The organism is Marinobacter sp. JSM 1782161 (assembly GCF_011421605.1).
Classification (GTDB): Bacteria; Pseudomonadota; Gammaproteobacteria; order Pseudomonadales; family Oleiphilaceae; genus Marinobacter_A; species Marinobacter_A bohaiensis.
The window spans coordinates 2,788,508-2,810,422 of the sequence record NZ_WSSA01000002.1 but is presented as its reverse complement, the minus strand read 5'-3'; the positions used below and the strand labels follow the sequence as shown (position 1 = coordinate 2,810,422).

General features: G+C 65.3%; 22 protein-coding genes. 8 read left to right on the top strand and 14 right to left on the bottom strand.

Annotated features, from left to right (window positions below; all coding sequences use genetic code 11):
* Window positions 1-7 precede the first annotated feature (7 nt).
* Window positions 8-1,408 carry an HDOD domain-containing protein gene (locus GQB00_RS12535; protein ID WP_228276705.1) on the bottom strand — a complete coding sequence of 467 codons (1,401 nt, stop codon included), beginning with the start codon at window positions 1,406-1,408 and terminating at the stop codon, window positions 8-10.
* Between the two features lie 158 nt (window positions 1,409-1,566).
* On the opposite strand from GQB00_RS12535, the gene GQB00_RS12530 reads away from it, so the two are divergent.
* The 3 genes from GQB00_RS12530 to GQB00_RS12520 all read left to right on the top strand — a co-directional run bounded on the left by GQB00_RS12530 (window position 1,567) and on the right by GQB00_RS12520 (window position 4,088).
* Entirely contained in the window at window positions 1,567-2,574 is a 1,008-nt protein-coding gene (locus GQB00_RS12530) for a methionine ABC transporter ATP-binding protein (protein ID WP_111493231.1), read from the top strand.
* Window positions 2,574-3,239, top strand: a complete 666-nt coding sequence (locus GQB00_RS12525) for a methionine ABC transporter permease (RefSeq protein WP_111493233.1) — start codon at window positions 2,574-2,576, stop codon at window positions 3,237-3,239. The genes GQB00_RS12530 and GQB00_RS12525 overlap by 1 nt, the downstream gene beginning before the upstream one ends.
* 66 nt (window positions 3,240-3,305) lie before the next feature.
* The gene (locus GQB00_RS12520) at window positions 3,306-4,088 is read left to right on the top strand and encodes a MetQ/NlpA family ABC transporter substrate-binding protein (protein WP_165856446.1); all 783 of its coding nucleotides are present in this window, start codon (window positions 3,306-3,308) and stop codon (window positions 4,086-4,088) included.
* A gap of 75 nt (window positions 4,089-4,163) precedes the next feature.
* Here GQB00_RS12520 and GQB00_RS12515 read toward each other — a convergent pair whose 3' ends face one another.
* Window positions 4,164-4,817, bottom strand: a complete 654-nt coding sequence (locus GQB00_RS12515) for a peroxiredoxin (RefSeq protein WP_111493236.1) — start codon at window positions 4,815-4,817, stop codon at window positions 4,164-4,166.
* A 154-nt stretch (window positions 4,818-4,971) separates the two neighbouring features.
* Window positions 4,972-6,324 (bottom strand): alanine/glycine:cation symporter family protein, encoded by a 1,353-nt coding sequence (locus tag GQB00_RS12510; RefSeq protein WP_111493237.1) that lies wholly within the window; start codon window positions 6,322-6,324, stop codon window positions 4,972-4,974.
* Between the two features lie 210 nt (window positions 6,325-6,534).
* Between GQB00_RS12510 and GQB00_RS12505 the strand changes: the two genes are divergently transcribed.
* Window positions 6,535-7,461, top strand: a complete 927-nt coding sequence (locus tag GQB00_RS12505; RefSeq protein ID WP_165856445.1) for an alpha/beta fold hydrolase — start codon at window positions 6,535-6,537, stop codon at window positions 7,459-7,461.
* A 19-nt stretch (window positions 7,462-7,480) separates the two neighbouring features.
* On the opposite strand, the gene GQB00_RS12500 is transcribed toward GQB00_RS12505, so the two are convergent.
* The 3 genes from GQB00_RS12500 to GQB00_RS12490 all read right to left on the bottom strand — a co-directional run bounded on the left by GQB00_RS12500 (window position 7,481) and on the right by GQB00_RS12490 (window position 9,645).
* Entirely contained in the window at window positions 7,481-7,921 is a 441-nt protein-coding gene (locus GQB00_RS12500) for a VOC family protein (protein WP_111493240.1), read from the bottom strand.
* A 251-nt stretch (window positions 7,922-8,172) separates the two neighbouring features.
* The gene (locus GQB00_RS12495; RefSeq protein WP_162628694.1) at window positions 8,173-8,334 is read right to left on the bottom strand and encodes a hypothetical protein; all 162 of its coding nucleotides are present in this window, start codon (window positions 8,332-8,334) and stop codon (window positions 8,173-8,175) included.
* A gap of 276 nt (window positions 8,335-8,610) precedes the next feature.
* Window positions 8,611-9,645, bottom strand: a complete 1,035-nt coding sequence (locus GQB00_RS12490) for a GAF domain-containing protein (protein WP_165856444.1) — start codon at window positions 9,643-9,645, stop codon at window positions 8,611-8,613.
* Window positions 9,646-9,830: 185 nt separating this feature from the next.
* Here GQB00_RS12490 and GQB00_RS12485 point away from each other — a divergent pair, with 185 nt between their 5' ends.
* The 3 genes from GQB00_RS12485 (at window position 9,831) to GQB00_RS12475 (ending at window position 13,518) form a co-directional block, all read left to right on the top strand.
* On the top strand, window positions 9,831-10,262 hold the full coding sequence (locus GQB00_RS12485; protein ID WP_111493243.1) for a CBS domain-containing protein: 432 nt from the start codon (window positions 9,831-9,833) through the stop codon (window positions 10,260-10,262).
* Between the two features lie 208 nt (window positions 10,263-10,470).
* Window positions 10,471-11,307, top strand: a complete 837-nt coding sequence (gene fghA / locus GQB00_RS12480; RefSeq protein ID WP_165856443.1) for an S-formylglutathione hydrolase — start codon at window positions 10,471-10,473, stop codon at window positions 11,305-11,307.
* A gap of 144 nt (window positions 11,308-11,451) precedes the next feature.
* Complete coding sequence (locus GQB00_RS12475; RefSeq protein WP_165856442.1) at window positions 11,452-13,518, top strand: bifunctional metallophosphatase/5'-nucleotidase; 2,067 nt, start codon at window positions 11,452-11,454, stop codon at window positions 13,516-13,518.
* Window positions 13,519-13,536: 18 nt separating this feature from the next.
* On the opposite strand, the gene GQB00_RS12470 is transcribed toward GQB00_RS12475, so the two are convergent.
* The 7 genes from GQB00_RS12470 to GQB00_RS12440 form a co-directional block, all read right to left on the bottom strand.
* Window positions 13,537-14,427, bottom strand: coding sequence for a DUF6279 family lipoprotein (locus GQB00_RS12470; RefSeq protein ID WP_165856441.1), 891 nt, complete (start codon window positions 14,425-14,427; stop codon window positions 13,537-13,539).
* Complete coding sequence (locus tag GQB00_RS12465) at window positions 14,387-14,755, bottom strand: thiol-disulfide oxidoreductase DCC family protein (protein WP_165856440.1); 369 nt, start codon at window positions 14,753-14,755, stop codon at window positions 14,387-14,389. Before GQB00_RS12465 ends, GQB00_RS12470 begins: the two co-directional genes overlap by 41 nt.
* Before the next feature lie 79 nt (window positions 14,756-14,834).
* Window positions 14,835-15,800 carry an NAD(P)H-quinone oxidoreductase gene (locus GQB00_RS12460; RefSeq protein ID WP_165856439.1) on the bottom strand — a complete coding sequence of 322 codons (966 nt, stop codon included), beginning with the start codon at window positions 15,798-15,800 and terminating at the stop codon, window positions 14,835-14,837.
* Window positions 15,801-15,804: 4 nt separating this feature from the next.
* Window positions 15,805-16,485 (bottom strand): type 1 glutamine amidotransferase domain-containing protein, encoded by a 681-nt coding sequence (locus GQB00_RS12455; protein ID WP_165856438.1) that lies wholly within the window; start codon window positions 16,483-16,485, stop codon window positions 15,805-15,807.
* Window positions 16,486-16,625: 140 nt separating this feature from the next.
* A complete protein-coding gene (locus tag GQB00_RS12450; protein ID WP_165856437.1) occupies window positions 16,626-17,429 on the bottom strand; it encodes a phosphotransferase in 804 nt (267 codons plus the stop codon).
* 48 nt (window positions 17,430-17,477) lie between these two features.
* The gene (locus GQB00_RS12445) at window positions 17,478-18,614 is read right to left on the bottom strand and encodes an HD-GYP domain-containing protein (protein ID WP_165856436.1); all 1,137 of its coding nucleotides are present in this window, start codon (window positions 18,612-18,614) and stop codon (window positions 17,478-17,480) included.
* Between the two features lie 133 nt (window positions 18,615-18,747).
* Window positions 18,748-19,191: an acyl-CoA thioesterase gene (locus GQB00_RS12440; RefSeq protein WP_111493255.1), complete on the bottom strand. Its 444-nt coding sequence runs from the start codon at window positions 19,189-19,191 to the stop codon at window positions 18,748-18,750.
* A 243-nt stretch (window positions 19,192-19,434) separates the two neighbouring features.
* Between GQB00_RS12440 and GQB00_RS12435 the strand changes: the two genes are divergently transcribed.
* Complete coding sequence (locus GQB00_RS12435) at window positions 19,435-20,460, top strand: GGDEF domain-containing protein (protein WP_323127273.1); 1,026 nt, start codon at window positions 19,435-19,437, stop codon at window positions 20,458-20,460.
* On the opposite strand, the gene GQB00_RS12430 is transcribed toward GQB00_RS12435, so the two are convergent.
* A complete protein-coding gene (locus GQB00_RS12430) occupies window positions 20,384-21,787 on the bottom strand; it encodes an MATE family efflux transporter (RefSeq protein ID WP_111493257.1) in 1,404 nt (467 codons plus the stop codon). The genes GQB00_RS12435 and GQB00_RS12430 overlap by 77 nt on opposite strands.
* Window positions 21,788-21,915: the final 128 nt, after the last annotated feature.

The window sequence follows — 21,915 nt, the reverse complement described above, 5'->3', positions numbered from 1 at the left end:
CGGGTGGTTACCGCGCCAGCAGGCTGATGCAGAGCTGGGCCTGCTGCACGAAATGGCTGAAGGCGACCAGCTGGTCGTCGCTCAGGCTGGCCTGCAGGTCGCCGTTGTCGGCGTAGAACAGTCCGACCCGCCGCGGCCCCGCAAACAGCGGTCCGACCAGGGCCGGCCGGGTGCCAATCCAGGCGTCGCAGTCGGGCAGCAGCGGGCGATCGCCGGCCTCAATCAGCGCGCATTGATCGGTGAGCAGGCACTGCAGGTCACCGGCGCCGTCGCGATTCACCATGAAGTGATCGGCCCAGGCGTCCGTGCCGCTGCCCAGTCGCTTGCGTGGCACCAGCTCAGTGCCGGTACGGTCCGCCATCAGCAGCGCCACCCGGCGCAGCCCCACGGCCCGGTGGATGCCTTCCACCACCATCTGGCAGATGCCGTTCAGGTCGGGCTGAGTCGCCAGCGCGGCGGAGATATCCCGCAGGATACTCAGTTGCAGCGTGGGATCGCCCTGGGGCGCCTGCGGTGTTTCGTGGCTGTCCGCGTCGTTGCTGCCGGGCAACAGGCCGCGGATCTGGGGGATGCCGAAGGACACCGCAATCTCTTCCGCCTCACCGGCATTGAGGCGAACCTGGTCGCGCACGCTGGCGGGCTGTTCACCGATGGCGGCGGCGATCCGGGCCAGGCGTTTGTCCACCGCCTTCGAGCGCCAGCCGTTCTCGGCCTCCCGCGCCAGCTCCACCGATTCCCGGACCAGGGCGACCGCCGGCGAGCTGGCCCGCCCGGCGCTGACCACGTCCTGGATGAAGCGCCCGAGCTTCCAGCTTTCCACCAGCCCCCGGGTGATCTCCACAAAGGTAGTGCCGAGGATTTCCTGTTGCAGCTCGGCCGGTTTGTCCGCCGGCAGCCGGGCAGCCAGTTCGCTGGCCTGGTCGGTGGGGCAGGACCAGAACGCCAGCTCGCCGATGTTGGTCAGCAGGGCGCCGATGAACGCCTCCTCGTGGGCCTGCTCACTGTTGCCGGGCAGCAGGCAACGCGCCTGGACGGCGGCGTGGAGCGCCCGGGCCAGGGCCTTGAGCAGGTGTGGCCGGGGATTGCGCTGGATCAGGCTGTCGATCAACAGCGACGAGATCGCCATGGACTTCACCGCGTCGAAGCCGATCAGGGTAATGGCGCGGCTGACGGTGCTGACCTGCACCCGGCTGTGGTTGTAGAACGCCGAATTGGACAGGCGCAGCACCTGGGACGTGAGCTGGGCGTCGTTGAGGATCACCGCCGCCAGTTCGCTGACGGTCGAGTTGTTGCTCGCGGTCAGGTGATTGATGCGGCGCAGGGTATTGGCGAGAACGGGCAGTTCCACCTGACTCAGGTAATCCACCCAGGCTTGGGTCGACTGCAGGCGGACGGGGGATTCGCTCAAGGCGTGTACTCCAAAAAATATGACTTCTTGTTCATGCAATAAGTCTAGCGGATTGCGACCTGCGCGCCGAGCCGGGCGTTGCGGCATGCCCCGATTCGGGTTTGATGGCCGTCTGCGGTATACTGCGCGGCCATTTTTCGGTATTGCAGAGATGCCCCGTGATTGAATTCGTCGAGGTCCACAAGGCCTATACGGTGGAAGGCCGGGAGATCCCCGCGCTGCAACCCACCAACATGGCCATCGAGAAAGGCGAGGTGTTCGGCATCGTCGGCCATTCCGGCGCCGGCAAGTCCACCCTGGTGCGCCTGATCAACCGCCTGGAGGACCCCAGCGGCGGCCGTATCCTCATCGATGGCGAGGACGTGACCGGCTACGACGCAGGCGAGCTGCGCGCCTTCCGCCGCAAGGTCGGCATGATCTTCCAGCACTTCAACCTGCTGTCCTCCAAGACGGTGGAAGACAACATTGCCTTTCCCATGAAGCTGGCGGGCATCTATTCCCGGGATGAGATCCGAACCCGTGTGGACGAGCTGCTCAAGCGGGTCGGCCTGAGCCACCACGCGCGCAAGTTTCCCAACCAGCTCTCCGGCGGCCAGAAGCAGCGGGTCGGCATCGCCCGCGCGTTGGCCTGCCGTCCCAGCATCCTGCTGTGCGACGAGGCCACCAGCGCCCTCGATCCGCAGACGACCCAATCCGTACTGCGCCTGCTGGCGGACCTGAACCGCGAGCTGGGCCTGACCATCGTGCTGATCACCCACGAGATGGACGTGGTGCGCCGGGTCTGTGACCGGGTGGCGGTGATGGACGCCGGCGAGGTGGTGGAAATGGGCCCGGTGACCGACGTGTTCCTGCACCCGCAACACCACACCACCCGCGACTTCGTGTTCGAAAGCGAGCACGTGGACGAGCGCGAGCAGCAGGCGGATTTTGCCCAGGCCGAGGGCCGCATCCTGCGCCTGACGTTCCGCGGCGAGTCTACCTACAAACCGCTGCTGGGGAGCGTGGCGCGGGAGACCGGGGTGGATTTCTCGATCCTGTCCGGCCGTATCGATCGCATCAAGGACACGCCCTACGGGCAACTGACCCTGTCTCTGGTGGGCGGTGACCTGAATGCCGCCCAGCGCGCCTTTGAAGACGCCGACGTGCACGTGGAGGTAGTACGCTGATGGAAGACCTGCTGAGTAACGTGGACTGGGGCGAAATCGGCTACGCCAGCTGGGACACCCTGATCATGGTGGGCGCGTCGCTGTTCTTCAGCGTCCTTTTCGGCCTGCCGATCGGTGTGCTGCTATTCCTGACCGGCAAACGCCAGTTGCTGGAGCAGCCGGTGGCCTACGCGGTGTTGTCGTTCGTGGTGAACGTGCTGCGTTCGGTGCCGTTTATTATCCTGCTGATCGTGATGATCCCGTTCACGGTCATGCTGATCGGCACGTCCCTGGGCGTGGCCGGTGCGATTCCGCCGCTGGTGGCCGGGGGCGCGCCGTTCTTCGCGCGGCTGGTGGAAACCTCCCTGCGCGAGGTGGACCGGGGGATCATCGAGGCCACCCAGGCTATGGGCGCCACCGTGCGCCAGGTCATCTTCGGCGCGCTGTTGCCGGAGGCCCTGCCAGGCATCATCGCCGGCATCACGGTGACGGCGATCACGCTGGTGTCCTACGCCGCCATGTCCGGCGTGATCGGCGGGGGCGGTTTGGGTGACCTGGCTATCCGTTTCGGATATCAGCGATTCCAGACCGACGTCATGGTGATTACCGTGGCCCTTCTGGTTGTTTTTGTGCAAGTGCTGCAAATGGTGGGCGACCGGCTGGTATTGCACTTCAGCCGTCGCTGATCCACGTGCGCCGTTGTGGTAACGGCGCAAAGAAAAAGAACACTCATCGTAGACACGAGGAAGATTATGAAACTGACAAAGATCCTGGCGCTGGCTGCCTCCCTGGTGGCTGTCTCCTCCGCCCAGGCGGCGGACAAACTGACCGTGGCGGCCACCGCCGTTCCCCACGCGGAAATCCTGGAATTCGTAAAGCCCATGCTGGCCAAGGAAGACGTTGACCTGGACGTGAAGGTCTTCACCGATTACGTCCAGCCCAACATCCAGGTGGCGCAGGAGCGTATGGACGCCAATTTCTTCCAGCACCAGCCGTACCTGACCGAGTTCAACGACGGTAAGGGCACCAACCTGGTCAGCGTTGTCGGCGTTCACGTCGAGCCGTTCGGCGCCTACTCCAACAAGATCGAGTCCCTGGACGACCTGGAAGACGGCGCCACCATCGCCATTCCCAACGATCCGACCAACGGCGGCCGTGCGCTGCTGCTGCTGCAGAAAGCCGGTCTGATCACGCTCAAGGACAGCAGCAAGATCACCGCGACGCCGCGTGACATTGCTGAGAACCCGAAGGACCTGGACTTCTACGAGCTGGAAGCCGCCACCCTGCCGCGGGTGCTGGGTCAGGTCGACGTGGCCATGATCAACACCAACTACGCGCTGGAAGCGGGCCTGAACCCGACCAAGGACGCGCTGATCATCGAGGGTGCCGATTCTCCGTACGTCAACATCCTGGTGGCCCGTCCGGACAACAAGGACAGCGCGGCCATGCAGAAGCTGGCGGACGCCCTGACCAGCGATGAGGTCAAGCAGTTCATCAACGACAAGTACAAGGGTGCCGTGGTTCCGGCCTTCTGAGTCAGCGCGTTGATTGACGCCTAAAAAAAGACCCCGGCCTCGGCCGGGGTCTTTTCGTCTCGGGACGGGAAACGGTTACTCGCCGTTCCAGTTGGCTTTCGGGTCCGGCGTCATGCGCAGGTAGGGGCGCACCGCCTTGTAGCCTTTGGGGAAGCGCTGCTTGATCTCGTCCTCGTCCTGCAGGGACGGCACGATGACCACGTCGTCGCCGGCTTCCCAGTTGCCCGGGGTGGCCACCTTGTGGCTGTCGGTCAGTTGCAGGGAGTCCACCGCCCGCAGCACCTCGTTGAAGTTACGGCCGGTGCTGGCCGGGTAGGTGATGATCAGGCGCACCTTTTTGTTCGGATCGATCACGAACAGCGAACGCACGGTCATGCTGTCGTCCGCGTTGGGGTGGATCATGTCGTACAGGGTGGACACCGTGCGGTCACCGTCCGCCAGGATCGGGAAGTTGACGCTGCAGCCCTGGGTCTCGTTGATGTCGTTGATCCAGGATTTGTGCGACTCCACGTCGTCCACGCTCAGCGCGATGGCCTTGATGTTGCGCTTGGTGAACTCGTCCTTCAGTTTGGCGGTCAGGCCCAGCTCGGTGGTGCACACCGGGGTGAAATCGGCCGGGTGCGAGAACAAGATGCCCCAGCCGTCGCCCAGCCACTCGTGGAAGCGGATGCGGCCTTCGCTGGAATCCTGCTCAAAATCGGGTGCGGTATCGCCTAGACGTAAGCTCATGAATACTCCTCCTCTGGATCGGTGACGCCGACCGGCGTCGATCTTCCTGTAACCGTCTGTCTTGACTCACTGAATGCCGTGACTGTCAGAGACTATTGGGCCGGCGGCGGATTAATCAAAAGACTGTTTCGTTCTGCTTTATAACCTTATGTTATTACGGGGTTTTGACGCCTTCACGCTCGAAATGTTCCCGGGTCAGACGGAAGATCACCGGGCTCAGCAGCGCCAGCGCCACCAGGTTGGGCAGGGCCATCATCGCGTTCAGGGTGTCTGCTACCAGCCAGATAATGCCCAGGTTGGAGGTGGCGCCGACGGGAATGGCGATGATCCACAGCACCCGATACGGCCAGATGGCCTTTACGCCGAACAGGAACTCGATGCAGCGTTCGCCATAGAACGACCAGCCCAGGATGGTGGTGAAGGCGAATACGGCCAGGGCGATGGCCACCAGGTAGTTGCCGACGCTGGGCAGGGCGTGGGCGAAGGCCATCGAGGTCAGGGCGGCACCGGACTCGCCGCTGGTCCAGACGCCGGAGGTGATGATCACCAGGCCGGTGATGGTGCAGATGATGATGGTGTCGATGAAGGTGCCCAGCATGGCCACCATGCCCTGCTTGATCGGGTTGTTGGTCTGCGCCGCGGCATGGGCGATGGGTGCCGAGCCCAGCCCCGCTTCGTTGGAGAAGATGCCGCGCGCCACACCGAAGCGGATAGCGGCCCACACGGCGGCCCCGGCGAAACCGCCCTGGGCGGCGATGGGGCTGAAGGCGTGTTCCACCACCAGGGCGATGGCGGCGGGAATCTCGGTGGCGTTGATGGCCAGTACGATCAGCCCGGCCACCAGGTAGGCGATGGCCATCAGCGGCACCAGCGAGGACGCCACCTGACCGATGCGCTTGATGCCGCCGATCAGGACCAGGCCCACCAGCACCGCCAGTACCAGGCCCGTGACGATGTGCGGCACGTTGAAGTTGGTTTCGATGACGTCCGCCACCGAGTTGGCCTGCACGGTGTTGCCGATACCGAAGCCGGCGACCGCCGCGAACACGGCGAACAGCACGCCCAGCCAGGTCCACTTGTGGCCCAGGCCGTTGCGGATGTAGTACATGGGCCCGCCGACGTGGTCACCGCGTTCGTCCACCTCGCGGTAGTTCACCGCCAGCACCGCTTCGGAGTACTTGGTGGCCATGCCCACCAGGGCGGTCAGCCACATCCAGAACAGTGCGCCAGGACCGCCGAGGAAGACCGCCGTGGCTACACCGGCGATGTTACCGGTACCGACGGTGGCCGACAGCGCGGTCATCAGGGCCTGGAACGGCGGAATCTCGCCGTCGTCGCCGGACTGGCGGCCCTGCCACATCAGCTTGAAGCCGGTGCCCAGCTTCAGGATGGGCATGAGCTTCAGGCCCAGGCTCAGGAACAGACCGACACCCAGGATCAGGACCAGCATGGGCGGCCCCCAGACCAGGCCGTTGATCGCGGTGATGACATTCGACAGGGCTTCCATGGACGTTTCCTCCGTTGAATCCAGTGCTGATCGGCAGAGTATAGACCGATCCTTATTGTTGTTGATAAAGGGCCTTTCAGAATAACAAGTTACAACGATAATGCACTGTTTTTGTGCGGGCAATTGGCCGGTCTGGCGTGGCGAGGGTCAATGGAGACATGGCGGTGCCCCGGGAATTCAGTATCCTCGGGGTAACGGAAGGAGAACCCTGTGAATGTAGCCTTGAAGCATTACCCGCCCGAATCGCGCCGTATCGGCGCCAATGGCCTGGAATTCTGCGTCGAGACCCGGGGCAACCCGAGCGGCGAACCGGTGGTGTTCATCATGGGCCTGGGCGCCCAGATGACCCTGTGGCCGGAGAGTCTGCTCAACGCCTACGCCGAAGCCGGCTATTGGGTGGTTCGTTTCGACAACCGGGACATCGGCCTGTCGACGCACCTCAAGGCGCACCTGCAGGATCATCCGCTCAAGGCCATGTTGAACTCCCGCCTGGGGCGGCCCGTGGCCGCGCCCTACACGCTGCACGACATGGCGGCGGACGTAGGCGGCCTGATGGACGCGCTGGAGATCGGGCGCGCGCACCTGGTGGGCGTCTCCATGGGGGGCATGATCACCCAGGTGCTGGCGGGGGATTATCCACAGCGGGTGCGTTCGGCCACCCTGGTGATGACCTCCACCAACAGTCCGCGCCTGCCCATGCCCAAGCTGGGGCTGGTCTGGCGGTTATCGGGGATCGGCGTGAAAGGCCACGATGAGGACGCGGTGGTGGCCCGCTCGCTGGACTTCTGGCGCGCCATCCAGAGCCCGGATTATCCCACCGCGCCGCACACCGTGCGTGAACGACTCATTAGCGACTACCGACGCGCGTACCACCCGGCCGGCATCCTGCGTCAGACCCGGGCGATTCTCGCCAGCGGCAGCCTGTCCTCCATCACCCGCCGCATCCAGGCGCCCACGGCGATCATCCACGGCGCGGCGGACCCGCTGATCCGGCCGGTGGCGGCGGAGCAGCTGCAGTACCTGATTCCCCACGCCCAGGCGCGGCTGATTCCCGGCATGGGGCACGATCTGCCGGAGCCGCTGGTGGGCACGATCGCCGAGACGAGCCTGGGCGTGATGGGCTTGGCCAGCCGCTGAAGTCGGGTGGCGCCGGGAGCTACCAGCTCCCGGTATTCTCCATGCTGGCCCAGGGCTCCTGCGGCGGCAGGGCGTCGCCTTTCTGCAGCAGTTCGATGGAGATGTTGTCCGGCGAGCGCACGAACGCCATGTGACCGTCCCGCGGCGGCCGGTTGATGGTGACGCCGCCGGCCTGCAGTTTGTCGCACAGCGCGTAGATGTCATCCACCCGGTAGGCCAGGTGGCCGAAATTGCGGCCGCCGGTGTATTCCTCGGGATCCCAGTTGTAGGTCAGTTCCACCATCGGCGCCTTGTCCGCCAGGGCGCGCTCGCGATCCTCCGGCGCGGCCAGGAACACCAGCGTGAAACGGCCTTTGTCGTTGTCCATGCGCCGGACTTCTTCCAGACCCAGCAGGTTGCAGTAGAAATTCAGGGACGCATCCAGGTCGGCGACCCGGACCATGGTGTGCAGGTATTGCATGGTGTTGTCCTCATCAGGATGACGTGGGTTCTTTGTCGCGCATTGTCTCACATCGGCCGGGGGGCGGCGGAAGAGGTGTGAGGCCGGAGCGGTGAGGTGGATCGTGGCGCTGGAATGAGCGGGAGAAACGGGAGGGGAAAATCAGGGCGCAGAAAATAAAATAGCCAGCCCAAGACATCTTGAGCTGGCTATCAACTGGGAATACTCAAAATGAGATCCCTCCGTGTTGTTTTATCTTCTTCGCGTCCCGATTAACGCTGGCGCAGAGCGGCCTTGATGCTGCGGGACTGAGCCGGACGATTGAGCGCTTCAAGGCTCATGGTCTGGCGGCGGCTGACGGCTTCTACCCGGCTGTTTTCGGGCATGGCGACCTGGTTACGCCGGAACCGGACGACGATGTTGCTCAAACGCATATTTCACCTCCAAATGGAACTAGGATCTCCGGGTCTACATGGAGCGACCCGTCATTTAAAACGCCTTGGCGATGTACTGTGTAAAGACGTTGCTGTGGAGGCCACGCACGTCGCCCTGAAGGACTTCAGGGCACGTTTCAGGGAGGATCCCCGAAACGCAGGGGAAATGTACATTAATCAAACAGCTTAGGGAATAAGTAGTAGGCGAACATTGTTAAAAAGTGTTGCCTGACCGGTGATCCATCGTTGCGTTGAGGCCGCGGCGGTCTCCAGAAGTCAGAGCAGCGGGATGCGCGAGCGCTGTCGGCCATTCATCAGCACCAGCGTGCCCGAGTCCGATTCGGGTTCCGGCAGGGCCTTCTCCAGTTGTTCCAGGATCTCGGCCACGCCCATCCGGCCGTCGATGGTTTTCAGCGCCGCAAAAGCCAGGTGATGGGGCGGCGTATAGGCGGGGTCGCCATTCTGCGTCAGCCGGTTGGCCACCATGCCCAGACGAACCAGCAGTTGGGCTCGCTCGCCCTCATGGACCATGAGCAGGAAATCGCGTGTGTCCAGGGTGCCCACCGTGTCGAAAAAGTCCAGGGCGCCCAGCAGGCGTTCGCTCCAGTCACGGCGGACGGCGTTGTCGGCCTCGGCGGAGGTGTTCCCGGTGTCCGCCGGCGTCACCCGCAGCCACACCAGCGTGATCTCACCGCCGATCATCTTGATGCGCTGGGTGGACTCCTCCAACTGGCGGGTGATGCCGGCCCAGTTCCACAGGCCGGTGACCTCGTCCAGCAGGTTCTCACGGGGGCCGCCGTGGATCGTGTCGCGGCGGTTGGCGGGGCTTTCGAAGGCGAACTCGCGCTCGGCCAGGGCGGCCAGGTCCCGCAAGACGCTGAAGTCGAATTCGCTGGTGGCGTGGGGCCGGGAGTCGATCACGCACAGGGTGCCGACCGGAATCCGTTGCTGCACCCGCAGCGGCAGGCCGGCATAGAAACGGATGTGGGGTGGGCCGGCCACCAGCGGGTTGTCGTCGAAGCGCTCGTCCCGCAGGGTGTCCTCGACGACGAAAATATCGTCCTCCAGCAGGGCGTGACCGCAGAAGGAAACGCGCCTTTCGGTGGCTTTCGCCTCCAGACCCTGGATCGACTTGAACCACTGGCGATCCTCGTCCACCAGGGTGATGGCGGCGATGGCGACGCCATAGAACTTCTGCGCCAGCCGGGTAATGCGCTCGAAACGCTCTTCCACCGGCGTGTCCAGCACGCGCAGGGCACGCAGACTGTCGATGCGTTGAGGCTCGTCGGGAGCAAGGGGCGGTGCTTTCATTGCGGATCCGGCGTTTTCGGACGAGTGTCCATTATAGACAGATCCGGGCGACGGGTTAACGGGCGATGACCTCTCGGCTCACTTCGGTGCACTGGTTGACTTCCTGATGTTTCCATCCCGCCGATCTTTGCCTAGCTTTAGGGGAGGGCGGTTTGAATGCCGGCCCCTGAACAGGAGGCACGCTTATGCGATCACTCAAGGTCAGTGACGTCATGTGGAATCACATTGAGCCCGTGCGTTGCGGCACCTCGTTGTCGAAGGTGGTGAATGTGCTCTTGCGCAACCACGTGAGTGGGCTGCCGGTCGTCGATGAGAAACGCCATGTGCTGGGATTCGTTTCCGAGCAGGACTGCATCCACGCGCTGCTGGTCACGAGCTATCACCACGAGGGCGAACCGGTTGTGGATGATGTCATGTTTGCTGATCCGCTGACGGTACCCCCGGAAATGGCCATGGTGGACTTGGCACAGAATCTCGGCCGCAACAAACCCAAGATCTACCCGGTGGTCGATGGCGGTAAGCTGGTGGGCATCGTCACCCGCGCGGCGATCCTCCAGGCACTGGCCAAATCCGGTTACGGCTCCCAGGTTCCCCGTTTCGCCACCGAGGACGATTAGTCACCGTCCGTTCCGGTCTGGATGAACGCCGGGGTGTGTTGTCGTTCCAGGCACGGGCGCGCCATAATGGCTGGATCGACAGGACAATCGGGCCCCGCGACGCTGGTCGTGCCGGGCTTTTTTATTGGGTGCGGTCCGCCGCGCGATCGTCACCGGTCAGGCGATCCGGTTCGGGCCCGCCCCGAGACAGCACTAGAGGAACCCCACCATGGAACTGCTTTCATCCAACCGCTGCTTTGATGGTGAGCATCGCCGGTATCGCCATCGCTCCGACGTGCTCAACTGCGATATGGAATTTGCCGTCTTCCTGCCTCCCCAGTCCCGCAAGGCGCCTGTGCCCGTGCTCTACTGGCTGTCGGGGCTGACGTGCACGGACCAGAATTTCATGCAGAAGGCCGGGGCCCAGAAGCGCGCGGCGGAGCTGGGGATGGCGATCGTCTGCCCGGATACCAGCCCGCGCGGCGTGAACCTGCCGGGCGAGGATGACAGCTACGATTTCGGCAGCGGTGCCGGCTTCTACGTCAACGCCACCCAAGAACCCTGGTCGGCCCACTACCGCATGTACGACTACGTGGTCAGCGAGCTGCCCACGCTGGTGGAAACCAACCTGCCGGTGACCGAAAAGCGCTCGGTCTCCGGTCACTCCATGGGCGGACACGGCGCCCTGATCGCCGCCCTCAGGAATCCGGGCCGCTATGCGTCGGTGTCCGCCTTCGCGCCTATCTGCCACCCCACCGCCTGCCCCTGGGGCCAGAAAGCCTTCCTGGGCTACCTGGGCAGTGACGAGTCCACCTGGGCCGAGTACGACGCCACCCTGCTGATTCCGGAGGCGGACGAGCGCCTGCCGCTGCTGATCGACCAGGGGACGGCGGACCAGTTCCTGGAAGAGCAGCTCTATCCGGAGACACTGGCCGAGGCCTGTGAGCGGGTGCATCACCACGTCACCCTGCGCATGCACAGCGGCTACGATCACAGTTACTTCTTCATCGCCTCGTTCATCGACGAGCACCTGGAGCACCACGCCAAGGCTCTGGGGCTGATTTAGCGGGGACATCCCGCTGTAACACCGGCGTCAACAAGCTGTCACGGCAGTGCCATCGCACTGTCGTGTTCGGTCGCCAGCATGTCTATTTGTTACAGGCTGTTACAAAAGCAGCCGTGAACAAATGATTCGAGCTGGAGACGGGACATGAAGGGAACCAAAACGCTTTTGGCGCTTGCCGTCAGCGCGTCGGCACTGATCCTAACCGGTTGCAACGACGATGACGACCGGGATGAATACACGCTGCAGTTGCTGCACTTCGCGGATGTGGATGGTGCCCCCGGCGCCATCGACGAGGTGGATCGATTCTCCGCGCTGGTCAACGCCTTCCGCGCCGACCGGGACAACACCCTGCTGGTGAGTTCCGGTGACAACGTCATCCCCGGCCCGCGCTACTTCGCCGCCAGCGACGACGCCCTGGTCGAAGCGCTGGGTGTGCCGGCCAACGGCCGCGCCGACATCGCCTTCATGAACGCCATGGGGGTGTCGGTGTCCGCCATCGGCAACCACGACCTGGACGGCGGCACCGGGGAATTTGCCGCCATGCTCAGCGCCGAAACCGACGGCGACAACAGCTACCCGGGCGCCGTCTTCCCATTCGTGTCCGCCAACCTCGACGTCACCACCGACGACGCCTTGGCGCCCCTGGCTACCGGCGCGGGGCAGGACAACGCCGCCATCGCCGGCCGTATCGCCGCTTCCACCGTCGTGACCGTCGGCGGTGAGCGCATCGGCGTGGTCGGTGCCACCACGCCGGCCCTGGCGTCGATCACCAGCACCGGCGGTATCACCATCACGCCGGACGTCGTGGCTGAGGAAGCCCAGCTCTATGACGACATCGCCGCGGTGGTGCAGCCGGCGGTGGACGAACTGACCGACGCCGGCATCAACAAGGTGGTGCTGGTGGCCCACATGCAGCAGATCGCCTACGAGAAAGCCCTGGCGCAGCGCCTGAACGGCGTGGACGTGATCGTGGCGGGCGGCTCCAACACCCTGCTGGCGGACGCCGACGACGTGCTGCGCGACGGCGACACCGCCGCCGACACCTACCCGCTGTCGTTCGAGTCCCCCGACGGCGAGCCGGTACTGGTGGTGAACGTGGACGGCGACTACAAGTACCTGGGGCGCCTCGTCCTGACCTTCAGTGCGGACGGCGTCATCGACACCGACCGGCTCGACCCGGCGGTGAACGGCGCCTGGGCCTCCACCGAGAGCACGGTCGACCAGCTGATGGGCGAGGTGAACCCGCGCGTGGCGGAAGTCTCCCAGGCCATCCGCGAGGTGCTGGCGGCCCGCGACGGCAACATCGTCGGCCAGACCTCGGTCTACCTCGACGGTCGCCGTGGCCAGGTGCGCACCGAGGAAACCAACCTGGGTAACCTCAGCGCCCAGGCCAACCTGTGGTACGCCCAGTCCTTCGATCCGGACACGGTGATTTCCCTGAAGAACGGCGGCGGCATCCGCTCCGCCATCGGCCAGATCGTGCAGCCGGCCGGCTCCAACGACCCGGACGACGCCGAGTTCCTGCCGCCGGCGGCGAACGACAGCGTGGGCAAGGAAGAGGGCGATATCTCCCAGTTCGACATTGAAGGCTCGCTGCGCTTCAACAACAGCCTGGCCCTGCTGACCGTGACCGGTGCCGAGCTTCACGACCTGATGGAGCATGCGGTTGCCGCCACCGCGGACGGCGCCACACCCGGCCAGTTCCCGCAGATCGCCGGTATGCGCTTCAGCTTCGATCCGACCCGGACCGCCCGCACCGCAGGTGATACCAACACCGGCGCCGCCACCACCGGCCGCCGTATCCAGTCGCTGGTGGTGGAAACCGGTTCCGGGGATGTCACCGTGGTTGAGAACGGCAGTCTGGTGGCCGCCCAGGCGTCGACCGGGTTCCGGATGGTGACCCTGGGCTTCCTGGCGTCCTGCGTGCAGACGGGCACCGAAGCCGGGGCGGACAGCTGCGGCGACGGCTACCCGTTCAAGAACCTCACCAACGACCTGCGAGAGGAACTGCCGGACACCGACGGCACCGACGACCCGGGCCTGACTGATTTCGCCGGCTACGGCAGCGAGCAGGACGCCCTTTCGGAATACCTCAAGGCCACCTTCGATCCGACCGGCAGCGTGTTCTTCAGCGAGGCCGAGACGGAAGCGGCCAACGACGAGCGTATCCAGAACCTGTCGGTCCGTGCGGATTCGGTGATCACTCCCTGAGTTCCGCCTGAGTCAGAGTCAGCCGGCGGCCGCCGAGGCGCCGGCGGGACAGCTCAAGGCCGTGAAATCCGTCCGTAGCTGGCGGATTTCGCGTGTCAGGTGGGTCCGTTGGGCGGGCGTGGACTGGTTGACCAGATCGGTCACCAGCCCGGCCAGCGCCTGGCGGCTGTCGGCGCGCATGGTCTGGTAGGCTTCGCCGCGGGCCGCGCCGTCACGGCTCAGCAGCAGCCGGACCTGGCTGGGGAAGTGCGGCTCGTGGCGCTGCTCCAGACTCTCCATCAGGGCCGCCTGCCAGCGTCCGCGGCCCTCCAGCCAGATCGCCGTTATCGGCCCTCGACCCTGATTCCAGTTCACCAGGGTGGCGCGCTGTTCACCGGTGAGCGGTCCCAGCCAGCGCTCGGCCCGTTCATTCATGCGCGCCAGCCGCCGCCCGGCTGGATCGTCGCCCAGCAGCTCCTCGCGCTTGTCCGCCTGGTTGCGGGCCATGGCCTGTCCCAGTGCGATCACCTGCGCGTCGCTGAGGGACGACAGCAGACGCGTGGCGCCGGGCTCGATCCGCGCCAGCAGCCGGTCCAGGGCCTTGAAGAAGCGGTTCTGCAGGTGCGCCACCTCGGTTTCCCGGATGGGGGGCTGGAGCGCGAGGCTTTCCAGGTCGGCTAACCAGGCGTCGTAGCGGGGCAGTTCGTGACGGCAGTGCCATTGCCGGAAGGCGCGGACGTCCGCCTGCAGGCGGGCGTCCTGGCGGTTGTCCAAGGGGATGTAGTCGTCCACCCACCAGGCCGCGAACCAGTCCATCTGCTGATAGGCGAACCGGGTGGTGCTGCAGCCGCCCAGCAGCAGGGCCAGCGCCAGCAGCACGGCGACGCGTCTAACGGTTGCGGGTTGGCGCTGAACAGAGGGTGCAGTCATAACGTCGCTGATAACGGCGGTGGGCCCAGGTCGTATAGAGGTGGTCGGCCAGTCGGCGCAGACCCGGCCAGCGCAGCGGGCGCAGCAGCGCTCCGAACGGGGTGTGGGACCAGGCCCGGACGGTGGCGTCGAGCCCCACCAGCCAGCGCCCGTCGTCCGTGCGCAGATGCAGTCGGCGCAACAGGGCCTCACGGTCCGGGTGCTGCGGGTTCGGGACAAGCGTGTGGATGTCGGCCAGGTTCAGGCCGCCGGTCTGCCAGCGGCCCAGGAGGTCGATTTCGTGACGGCACAGCGGGCAGCGGCCGTCGTAGTAAAGTGTGTCAGCCATGGTCGCGGAATCCGGAGAGGCTTCTTCCAGTGTACGTCATAATTAACGTACGCCGCCTGACGATGGCTGGATGAGCGGTTCAGGCTGCCACTTGCAAGAGCACTTTGCCCTGGTTCTCGTTGGCCTGGAGATAGGCCATGGCCGCTTCGGTATCGGCGATGGGGAATACCCGGTCGATCACCGGCCGGATCTGGCCGCTGGCCAGCAGTGGCCAGACCGTCTCGTACAGGGCATCCATCACCTCGCCTTTGAGCGCGACCGGCTGCGAACGCAGGGTGGAGCCTATCAGGCGCTGGCGTTTCATCAGCATCACGCCCAGATCCACCTCGCCCTGGCGCCCGCCCATCAGGCCGATCAGCACGATGCGGCCGTTCAGGTTGAGCACCTTCTGGTCATCGCCGATGTAGGCCCCGCCCACCGGATCCAGCACCATATCTACGCCGCCCCAGTCGCGCACCGCGTCGACGAACGGACCGTTGTGGCGGTTCCAGCCCGCCTCGGCGCCCAGCTCCTTGCAGGCCTCGATCTTGGTGTCGCTGCCGGCGGTCACGAACACCGGATTGCCCAGTTCCCGGGCCAGTTGGATCACTGCAGTGCCGACGCCGCTGGCGCCGGCGTGCAGCAGGATCCGCTCGCCCGGTTTGAGGGCCGCTTCCATGTACAGGTTGAGCCAGGCGGTGGCGAACACTTCCGGCAGGCCGGCGGCATCGCGCAGGGAGACGCCGTCGGGCAGCGGCAGCACCTGCACCGCCGGCACACGGACACGCTCGGCGTAACCGCCGCCGGTCAGCAGGGCGCACACCGGATCGCCGGGTTGCAGGTGGGTGACGCCCTCGCCCACCGCGCGCACGTGGCCGCTGACCTCCAGACCCAGAATCGTCGAGGCTCCGGGCGGCGGCGGATAGGCGCCCGCCCGCTGCATCAGGTCTGCCCGGTTCATGCCAGCATAGGCCACGTCGAGGGTGACTTCGTCCGCCGCCGGTTCGCCCGGCGCGTCGTGATCACGCCACAGCAGGCGTTCCCCGTCAATCGCGATGGCTTTCATGGGCTTACCCCTTGATGGCCTGGACCACCGCCTTGGCCGCGGCTTCCGAGGACGCCGGGTTCTGGCCGGTGATCAGTTTGCCGTCGATTTCCACGTGGCTGCCCCAGTCGTCGGTGCGGCCAAAGTCCGCGCCGTTTTCCTTGAGCATGTCTTCCACCAGGAACGGCACCACGTCGGTCAGTTGCACGCCGGCTTCCTCGGAGTTGGTAAAGCCGGTCACACGGCGGCCCTTGACGATGGATTCGCCGTCGGCGCCCTTGACGTGGCGGAACACGCCCGGGGCGTGGCATACGGCACCGATCACCTTGTCACTGCCGGCCGCGGTTTCCAGCAGGTTGATGGAGACCGGATCTTCCGCCAGGTCCCACAGCGGGCCGTGGCCGCCGGGGTAGAAGATGGCGTCGTAGTCGGCGCTGGACACGGCATCGAGCTTCAGGGTGTTGGCCAGCGCCTTGCGCGCCTCGGTGTCCTGCTTGAAACGACGGGTGGCATCGGTCTGGGCGTCTTCGGCGTCGCTGTTGGGGTCCACCGGAGGCTGACCGCCGGCGGGGGAGGCCAGGGTCACGTCGATGCCGGCATCGACAAACGCGTAGTAGGGTGATGCGAACTCTTCCAGCCAGAAGCCCGTCTTGTGGCCGGTATCGCCCATCTGGTCGTGAGAGGTCAGAACCATCAGTACTTTCATGTTGCTCCTCCTGAGTCCGGTTAGTGAGAGCTGAATGGAATGGCCTTACCGTAACGATTATTAGACCGGTCGTCTACTTAATGGGTCCAGTGCAGCGCATTTGACCTGTCGTGGAAACCCGCAACCCGCTGCGTTGCGGTTCAGAGCTGCAGGTTGCCGTCGAGCCAGTCCGCCAGGTCACCGGCCCGCTCCGGCGCGAGATCCGGGTTGGCCGCGTACCAGACGATCTCCATAACTTTCATGATCGTCGAGGCCTGCGTCAGTTCTTTTACGGGGAAACCGGTCAGGCGGCTCAGTGACGTTATCTGTCTCGCGTCCAGGGCAAAGCCGTTGATGGCGCCGCCGATGTCCAGCCGCGGGTCGCCCAGGCCGGCGAACTCCCAGTCGAGCAGGGTCCAGCCGCCGCGCCCGATCACCAGGTTACCCGGATGCCAGTCATTGTGGCAGAGAACCCGGCGGTCTGTGGCGGGCAGGTCGGCCAGGAGCGGTTCGATGCGGGCCCGGGTGCGGCTTTCCGGCCTGCCGCAGCGGCTGATCAGGCGGCGCAGCTGGTCGGGAATGTCCAACGCGGGCCAGTCACCGGGGCACGTGTGGACGCTGTTGAGCGCGTGGGCGAGCCAGTGCAGGCGGGCCCCGGAGCCGCCGGCGGGCGGGCTGCCCTGGACCCAGTCGGTGAGCAGGCAGTGGCGGTCCCGGTAGCGCACCCGTGGGGCCCAGGGCTGGTCGGCGATGCCGTCGAGAATGGCGCCTTCGCGCGCCGGATCGATGCCCAGGGCGCCCGGCGCCGGGTTGTTGAGGCGCAGGGCCAGGCTTTGCGGGCCGCTGTCGACGCGATAGACGTGGTTGCACAGGCCGGCCGGCAGGTGTCGGACCCGGGCGCCGGCCAACGCCGCCTGCCAATCAGCGGGCAGCGTCTCAAGCGGGCGTTCCTCTGGGGCGGTCATGTTCGGGGGAGAAGGGGCGTGTGCATGGGCGCCGTTATCGCACAGGGATCAGGAGCGATCAAATCCCCACAGCTGGCCGAAATCCATGGAGGGCAGGTCATCGGGCACTTCCACCTGCTGGATCTGGTACTCCGGGCGGGTGCAGTCGCGTTTGAAGGCGCCCACGTAACGGTTGCCGGTGGGATTGACGATGGCCTGGGCCACGGCGCCCTGCAGGCCGGTGGGGCGATGGGTAACGACCGCCACCTCGTTGTTGGCCAGCCGCACCAGGGCGCCGGGCGGATACGGGGTGAGCGCCCGCAGCAGGGCCTGGTGCAGGGAACGGTCCTGTAGCTGGTGGCTGGCCTCGGCCAGGGCCTGGCGCGCTTCGGTGATGTTGTAGCGGTTGCGGTAGGCGCGCCGGGTGATCATCGCCGTGTAGCGTTCGGCCAGGGCGACGATGCGGGCTTCCGGCAGGATGTCCGGGCCCGACAGGCCGGCCGGGTAGCCGGAGCCGTCCGGTTGCTCGTGGTGCTGGGCGACGATGGTGAGCAACAGCCGGTTGTCGATCCCGGCGCGTTCCAGGGCCGCCACGGCCAGCTCCGGATGCTTGTGGATGATGGCCCGCTGGGATTCGCTGAGCCGGTGGCGTGACTGGTTGAGCTTGTCGGAAAACGGCAGCAGGGCCAGGTTGGCGGTGAGCGCCGCGCCGATCAGAACACGCAGGCGTTTGTCCTCCATGCCCAACTGGTCGCCGACGAAGTAGCAGATGATGGCGTAGAACAGCGTTTGCTCGTAGGCGGTGGGCTCGACCGAATACAGGTGGACCAGCGCCAGGCAGGGATCGGGCGCTTCCCGGCAACAGCGTATCACCAGGTTGGCCAGCCCCAGCACCCGTTGGCGGGCGTCCGGCGCGGGCCTGTCGATGGCACGCAGCGCCAGTTCCAGGGTGTGCAGCAACTGCGGGTAGTCGCTGAACGGGTTGCGTGGGCGCTCATCGATGTCGTTGGCGGCCGGCTCCGGGGCCGGGGCGTCGCTGCGTCTGGGATAGAACAGCCCGCGTTCGAACAGCTGCTCGAGCTGGACATCGGTCTGGATGACGTAGCCCTGAGTGAGCAGCACATTGCCCTCGGCGTCGTAAACCGTCCACGGCAGCGGTTTGCCGATGACCAGAGCGCCGGGAGCAATTCGAACCAGGTTTGACACAGCGGGTAGGCCCTTCAACTGAGCGAACGGATACTATTAATAGTGTTTTTTCTAATCTATCGCATCTGTTGATAGTTTGTAATTGAAAAAGCCGGTCCCGCCCAGACCCTCTGACAATGTTTTGCGTTTCCCGTCAGGCCTCTCCGGCATGGCTGATCCGCGTTTCCGGAGCGCCCCGGGCCAGTTTCTCGCGGATGGCGTCGGGCACCGGCGTCTTGCCGCCGGCGCTGGGGGCGATCATGACGTAGGTAATGTCGGCGGTCGCTACCGGCCGCTGTTCGCCCAGCTCGACAAACGCCAGGTGCAGGGTGAACGACGTAGTGCCGATCCGGCCCGGCTCGATCCGCGCACACAACACGTCGTCGTAGCGCGCCGGTGACTGCCAGCTCTGGTTCAGGTTGACCACCTGGAAGTCCAGATCCTGTTCCAGCAGGTGCCGGTAGTCCCCGAACAGGGTGCGGATGTACTCGTTGACGGCGATGTCCACGTAGTCGCCGTAGCGGGCGTTGAACACCACACCCTGGGCGTCGCATTCGCCGTAACGGACGCGGAAGCGGAACTCGAAGGGGGCTGGCATGGGCACTCCTCAGTGGGTGTTACGGGTAAAGCGGGATTGCATCGCTTTTTTTAACATTTAACGGGAAAAGCCTACCTTTTTGCCAGGAAGTGGCTAGGCTATGGACAGTTTTACCGGTCTACTGTCCGCTCGGCCAAGGCCTGGGACGAGTCGGCCCGTTCCGGATGATCCACAACCAATAATAATTCGTGCGTCGTGCCCGCAGCTCGCGCCGGCATACTGGCCTGCCCTATGTTCTATCGATTGAGACACGATTTTCAGCTGTCGATCATTACCCTGCTGGGCGCCTGCGCGGTGTTCGGGATCACGCCGTTCGCCATCTTCCGTTTCGCCACCGGCAACCTGGTGGCGGCGATCGTCGATCTGCTGATCCTGGCGTCCATCTGCGTCACCGTGACCTATGCCTGGCGCACCGGCGACAACCGCCGCAGCGGCTTTTTCCTGGCGTTGTGCACCTGCGCCGGCGGTACTGCGGTGGCGACGGTGGTGGGTGGGGTTGGCCTGTTCTGGCTGTACCCGGCGATGGTCACCAACTTCTTCCTGACCCTGCCGATCATCGCTGTGGTGATCAACGGGCTGGCGGTGGCCGGCCTGATGCTGCACGGCCAGGCCTTCGACTCCAGCGAGCAGATGCTGTCGTTCGCCACTACCTGCGTCGTGGTCAGCGCCTGCGCCTATATTTTCGCCCGCCGCAACCAGCACCAGCGCGAGCGCCTGGAGCGGCTGGCCACCCACGATCCGCTCACCGGGGCGAAGAACCGGCGCGCGATGGAAGAGGACATGCAGGCGGCGGTGGCCGGCTTCGAACGCAACGATATGCCCCATGTGCTGATCCTGTTCGACCTGGATCATTTCAAGCGCATTAACGACCAGTTCGGCCATCGCCAGGGAGACGCCACACTGATGGAATGCGCCAATCTGATCCAGCGATATATCCGGCGCACGGACACCATGTACCGGTTCGGCGGGGAGGAGTTCGTGTTGATCATGCCGGGCGTGCAGGAGACCGGTACCCGGGCGGTGGCGGAAAACCTGCGCCACAAGCTGGCCACGGAATTGCGTTGCCCGGGCGGGCGGGTGACCGCGTCGTTCGGTGTTGCCTCGCTTTATGCCGGCGATGACGTGGACAGCTGGATGGCGCGCGCCGACTCGGCTCTTTACGAAGCCAAGGCCAGCGGACGCAACTGCGTGGTTATCCGGGAGCGAGTGCCGGTGACGGCGCCTGAAAACGGAACAGTCGCGTCCCCAGCATCACCCCGGCCGACATAAGGCCGATGGTCAGCCCCACCCAGAAACCGGCGGCGCCCATGGGCTCGACGATCAGGTCGGTGAAGGTGAGTGCCCAGCCCAGCGGCAGCCCCACGCCCCAGAACGAGAACAGCATGATGAACAGGGTCACGCGGGTGTCCTTGTAGCCGCGCAGGGCGCTGGCGCAGGTTACCTGGGTGACGTCGGCGATCTGGAACAGCGCGGCGAAGATCAGCAGGTGCGCGGTCACCGCCTGGACATCCGTCTCATGGGTGTAGAGCCGGGCAATCAGTGTGTTGCCGAAGCCCAGCAGGGCGGCGAAGACCAGCGCGATGGCCAGGGACAGCAGCAGGGTGCTGCGCCCCAGCAGGCGGGCGGTGTCGGGCTGCCGCGCGCCCACCAGGAAGCTGATGCGCAGGGTCAGCGCCATGCCCAGGCTCATGGGCACCATGAACACCAGCGACACCACGTTCAGTGCGATCTGGTGCCCGGCCACCACCACCGGCCCCAGTGGCGCCAGGAACAGGGCGATCACCGAGAACATGCTGGCCTCGATGAAGATGGTCAGGCCGATGGGCACGCCCAGACGCAGGATCTCGTTGACGATGTGCCAGTCCGGTCTGGCCCGCTCGCGCCAGAGGTGGAACGAACGGTAGGCGCGGCTGAGGTTGAGGTAGATCAGCAGGCCCAGCGCGGCGATCCAGCTCGACAGGGCCGTGGCCCAGCCGCAGCCCACGCCGCCCATGGCCGGCAGCCCCAGCTTGCCGTAGATGAAGATGTAGTTCAGTGGCAGGTTGACCGCCGCGGCGATGATCGAGAACACCATGATTACCTTGGTGTGGCCCAGGCCGTCGGTCAGCCCGCGCAGGGCGGTCATCAGCAGGATCGCCGGCACGCCCCAGCAGAAGGCGTCCAGGTAGCCCTGGGTGATCAGGGCGGTGTGCAGGTCCAGGTCCAGCACGTCGAGCACCGGCCAGACGTTGATCAGCAGCCCCACCATGACCAGCGTGGCCGCCAGGCCGATGTAGATGCCCTGCCAGGTGACCGGCATGATGCGGTGCAGCTCGCCGGCGCCGCGATGGCCGGAGATGATTGGCTGCAGCGCGCCGAGCAACCCCATGAACATCAGGAACAGCGGAATCCACAGGCTGCTGCCAATGCCCACCGCGGCCAGATCCTCGGCGCTGGCGTGGCCGGCCATCACCGTGTCGATCACGCCGTTGGCCACCTGCGCCAGCTGCGCGACCAGGATGGGGCCGCCCAGTTTGGCCAGGGTCCGCCATTCGGACAGCGTGCGGGCGAGCCGCCCTTGCTGGGCGACCGGTATGGGCTGATGGGTTTCGTCCACGGGATGATCCGGTTGATAGTGCCTGGTTGAGAATGCCCCGGTTAAGAGCGATCGGATCGACAACGATCCGGTTAAAGGTTGTTCAGACAGCCGGCAAGCCTACCATGAAGCTACGCCGGCGAGCGGTT

What these genes read in the sequence shown, in the direction of transcription:
- GQB00_RS12525 (WP_111493233.1), top strand. Translation starts at nt 2,574, where the DNA reads ATGGAAGACCTGCTGAGTAACGTGGACTGGGGCGAAATCGGCTACGCC.
- GQB00_RS12520 (WP_165856446.1), top strand. Translation starts at nt 3,306, where the DNA reads ATGAAACTGACAAAGATCCTGGCGCTGGCTGCCTCCCTGGTGGCTGTC.
- GQB00_RS12515 (WP_111493236.1), bottom strand. Translation starts at nt 4,817, where the DNA reads ATGAGCTTACGTCTAGGCGATACCGCACCCGATTTTGAGCAGGATTCC.
- GQB00_RS12510 (WP_111493237.1), bottom strand. Translation starts at nt 6,324, where the DNA reads ATGGAAGCCCTGTCGAATGTCATCACCGCGATCAACGGCCTGGTCTGG.
- GQB00_RS12500 (WP_111493240.1), bottom strand. Translation starts at nt 7,921, where the DNA reads ATGCAATACCTGCACACCATGGTCCGGGTCGCCGACCTGGATGCGTCC.
- GQB00_RS12495 (WP_162628694.1), bottom strand. Translation starts at nt 8,334, where the DNA reads ATGCGTTTGAGCAACATCGTCGTCCGGTTCCGGCGTAACCAGGTCGCC.
- GQB00_RS12490 (WP_165856444.1), bottom strand. Translation starts at nt 9,645, where the DNA reads ATGAAAGCACCGCCCCTTGCTCCCGACGAGCCTCAACGCATCGACAGT.
- GQB00_RS12485 (WP_111493243.1), top strand. Translation starts at nt 9,831, where the DNA reads ATGCGATCACTCAAGGTCAGTGACGTCATGTGGAATCACATTGAGCCC.
- fghA (WP_165856443.1), top strand. Translation starts at nt 10,471, where the DNA reads ATGGAACTGCTTTCATCCAACCGCTGCTTTGATGGTGAGCATCGCCGG.
- GQB00_RS12475 (WP_165856442.1), top strand. Translation starts at nt 11,452, where the DNA reads ATGAAGGGAACCAAAACGCTTTTGGCGCTTGCCGTCAGCGCGTCGGCA.
- GQB00_RS12470 (WP_165856441.1), bottom strand. Translation starts at nt 14,427, where the DNA reads ATGACTGCACCCTCTGTTCAGCGCCAACCCGCAACCGTTAGACGCGTC.
- GQB00_RS12465 (WP_165856440.1), bottom strand. Translation starts at nt 14,755, where the DNA reads ATGGCTGACACACTTTACTACGACGGCCGCTGCCCGCTGTGCCGTCAC.
- GQB00_RS12460 (WP_165856439.1), bottom strand. Translation starts at nt 15,800, where the DNA reads ATGAAAGCCATCGCGATTGACGGGGAACGCCTGCTGTGGCGTGATCAC.
- GQB00_RS12455 (WP_165856438.1), bottom strand. Translation starts at nt 16,485, where the DNA reads ATGAAAGTACTGATGGTTCTGACCTCTCACGACCAGATGGGCGATACC.
- GQB00_RS12450 (WP_165856437.1), bottom strand. Translation starts at nt 17,429, where the DNA reads ATGACCGCCCCAGAGGAACGCCCGCTTGAGACGCTGCCCGCTGATTGG.
- GQB00_RS12440 (WP_111493255.1), bottom strand. Translation starts at nt 19,191, where the DNA reads ATGCCAGCCCCCTTCGAGTTCCGCTTCCGCGTCCGTTACGGCGAATGC.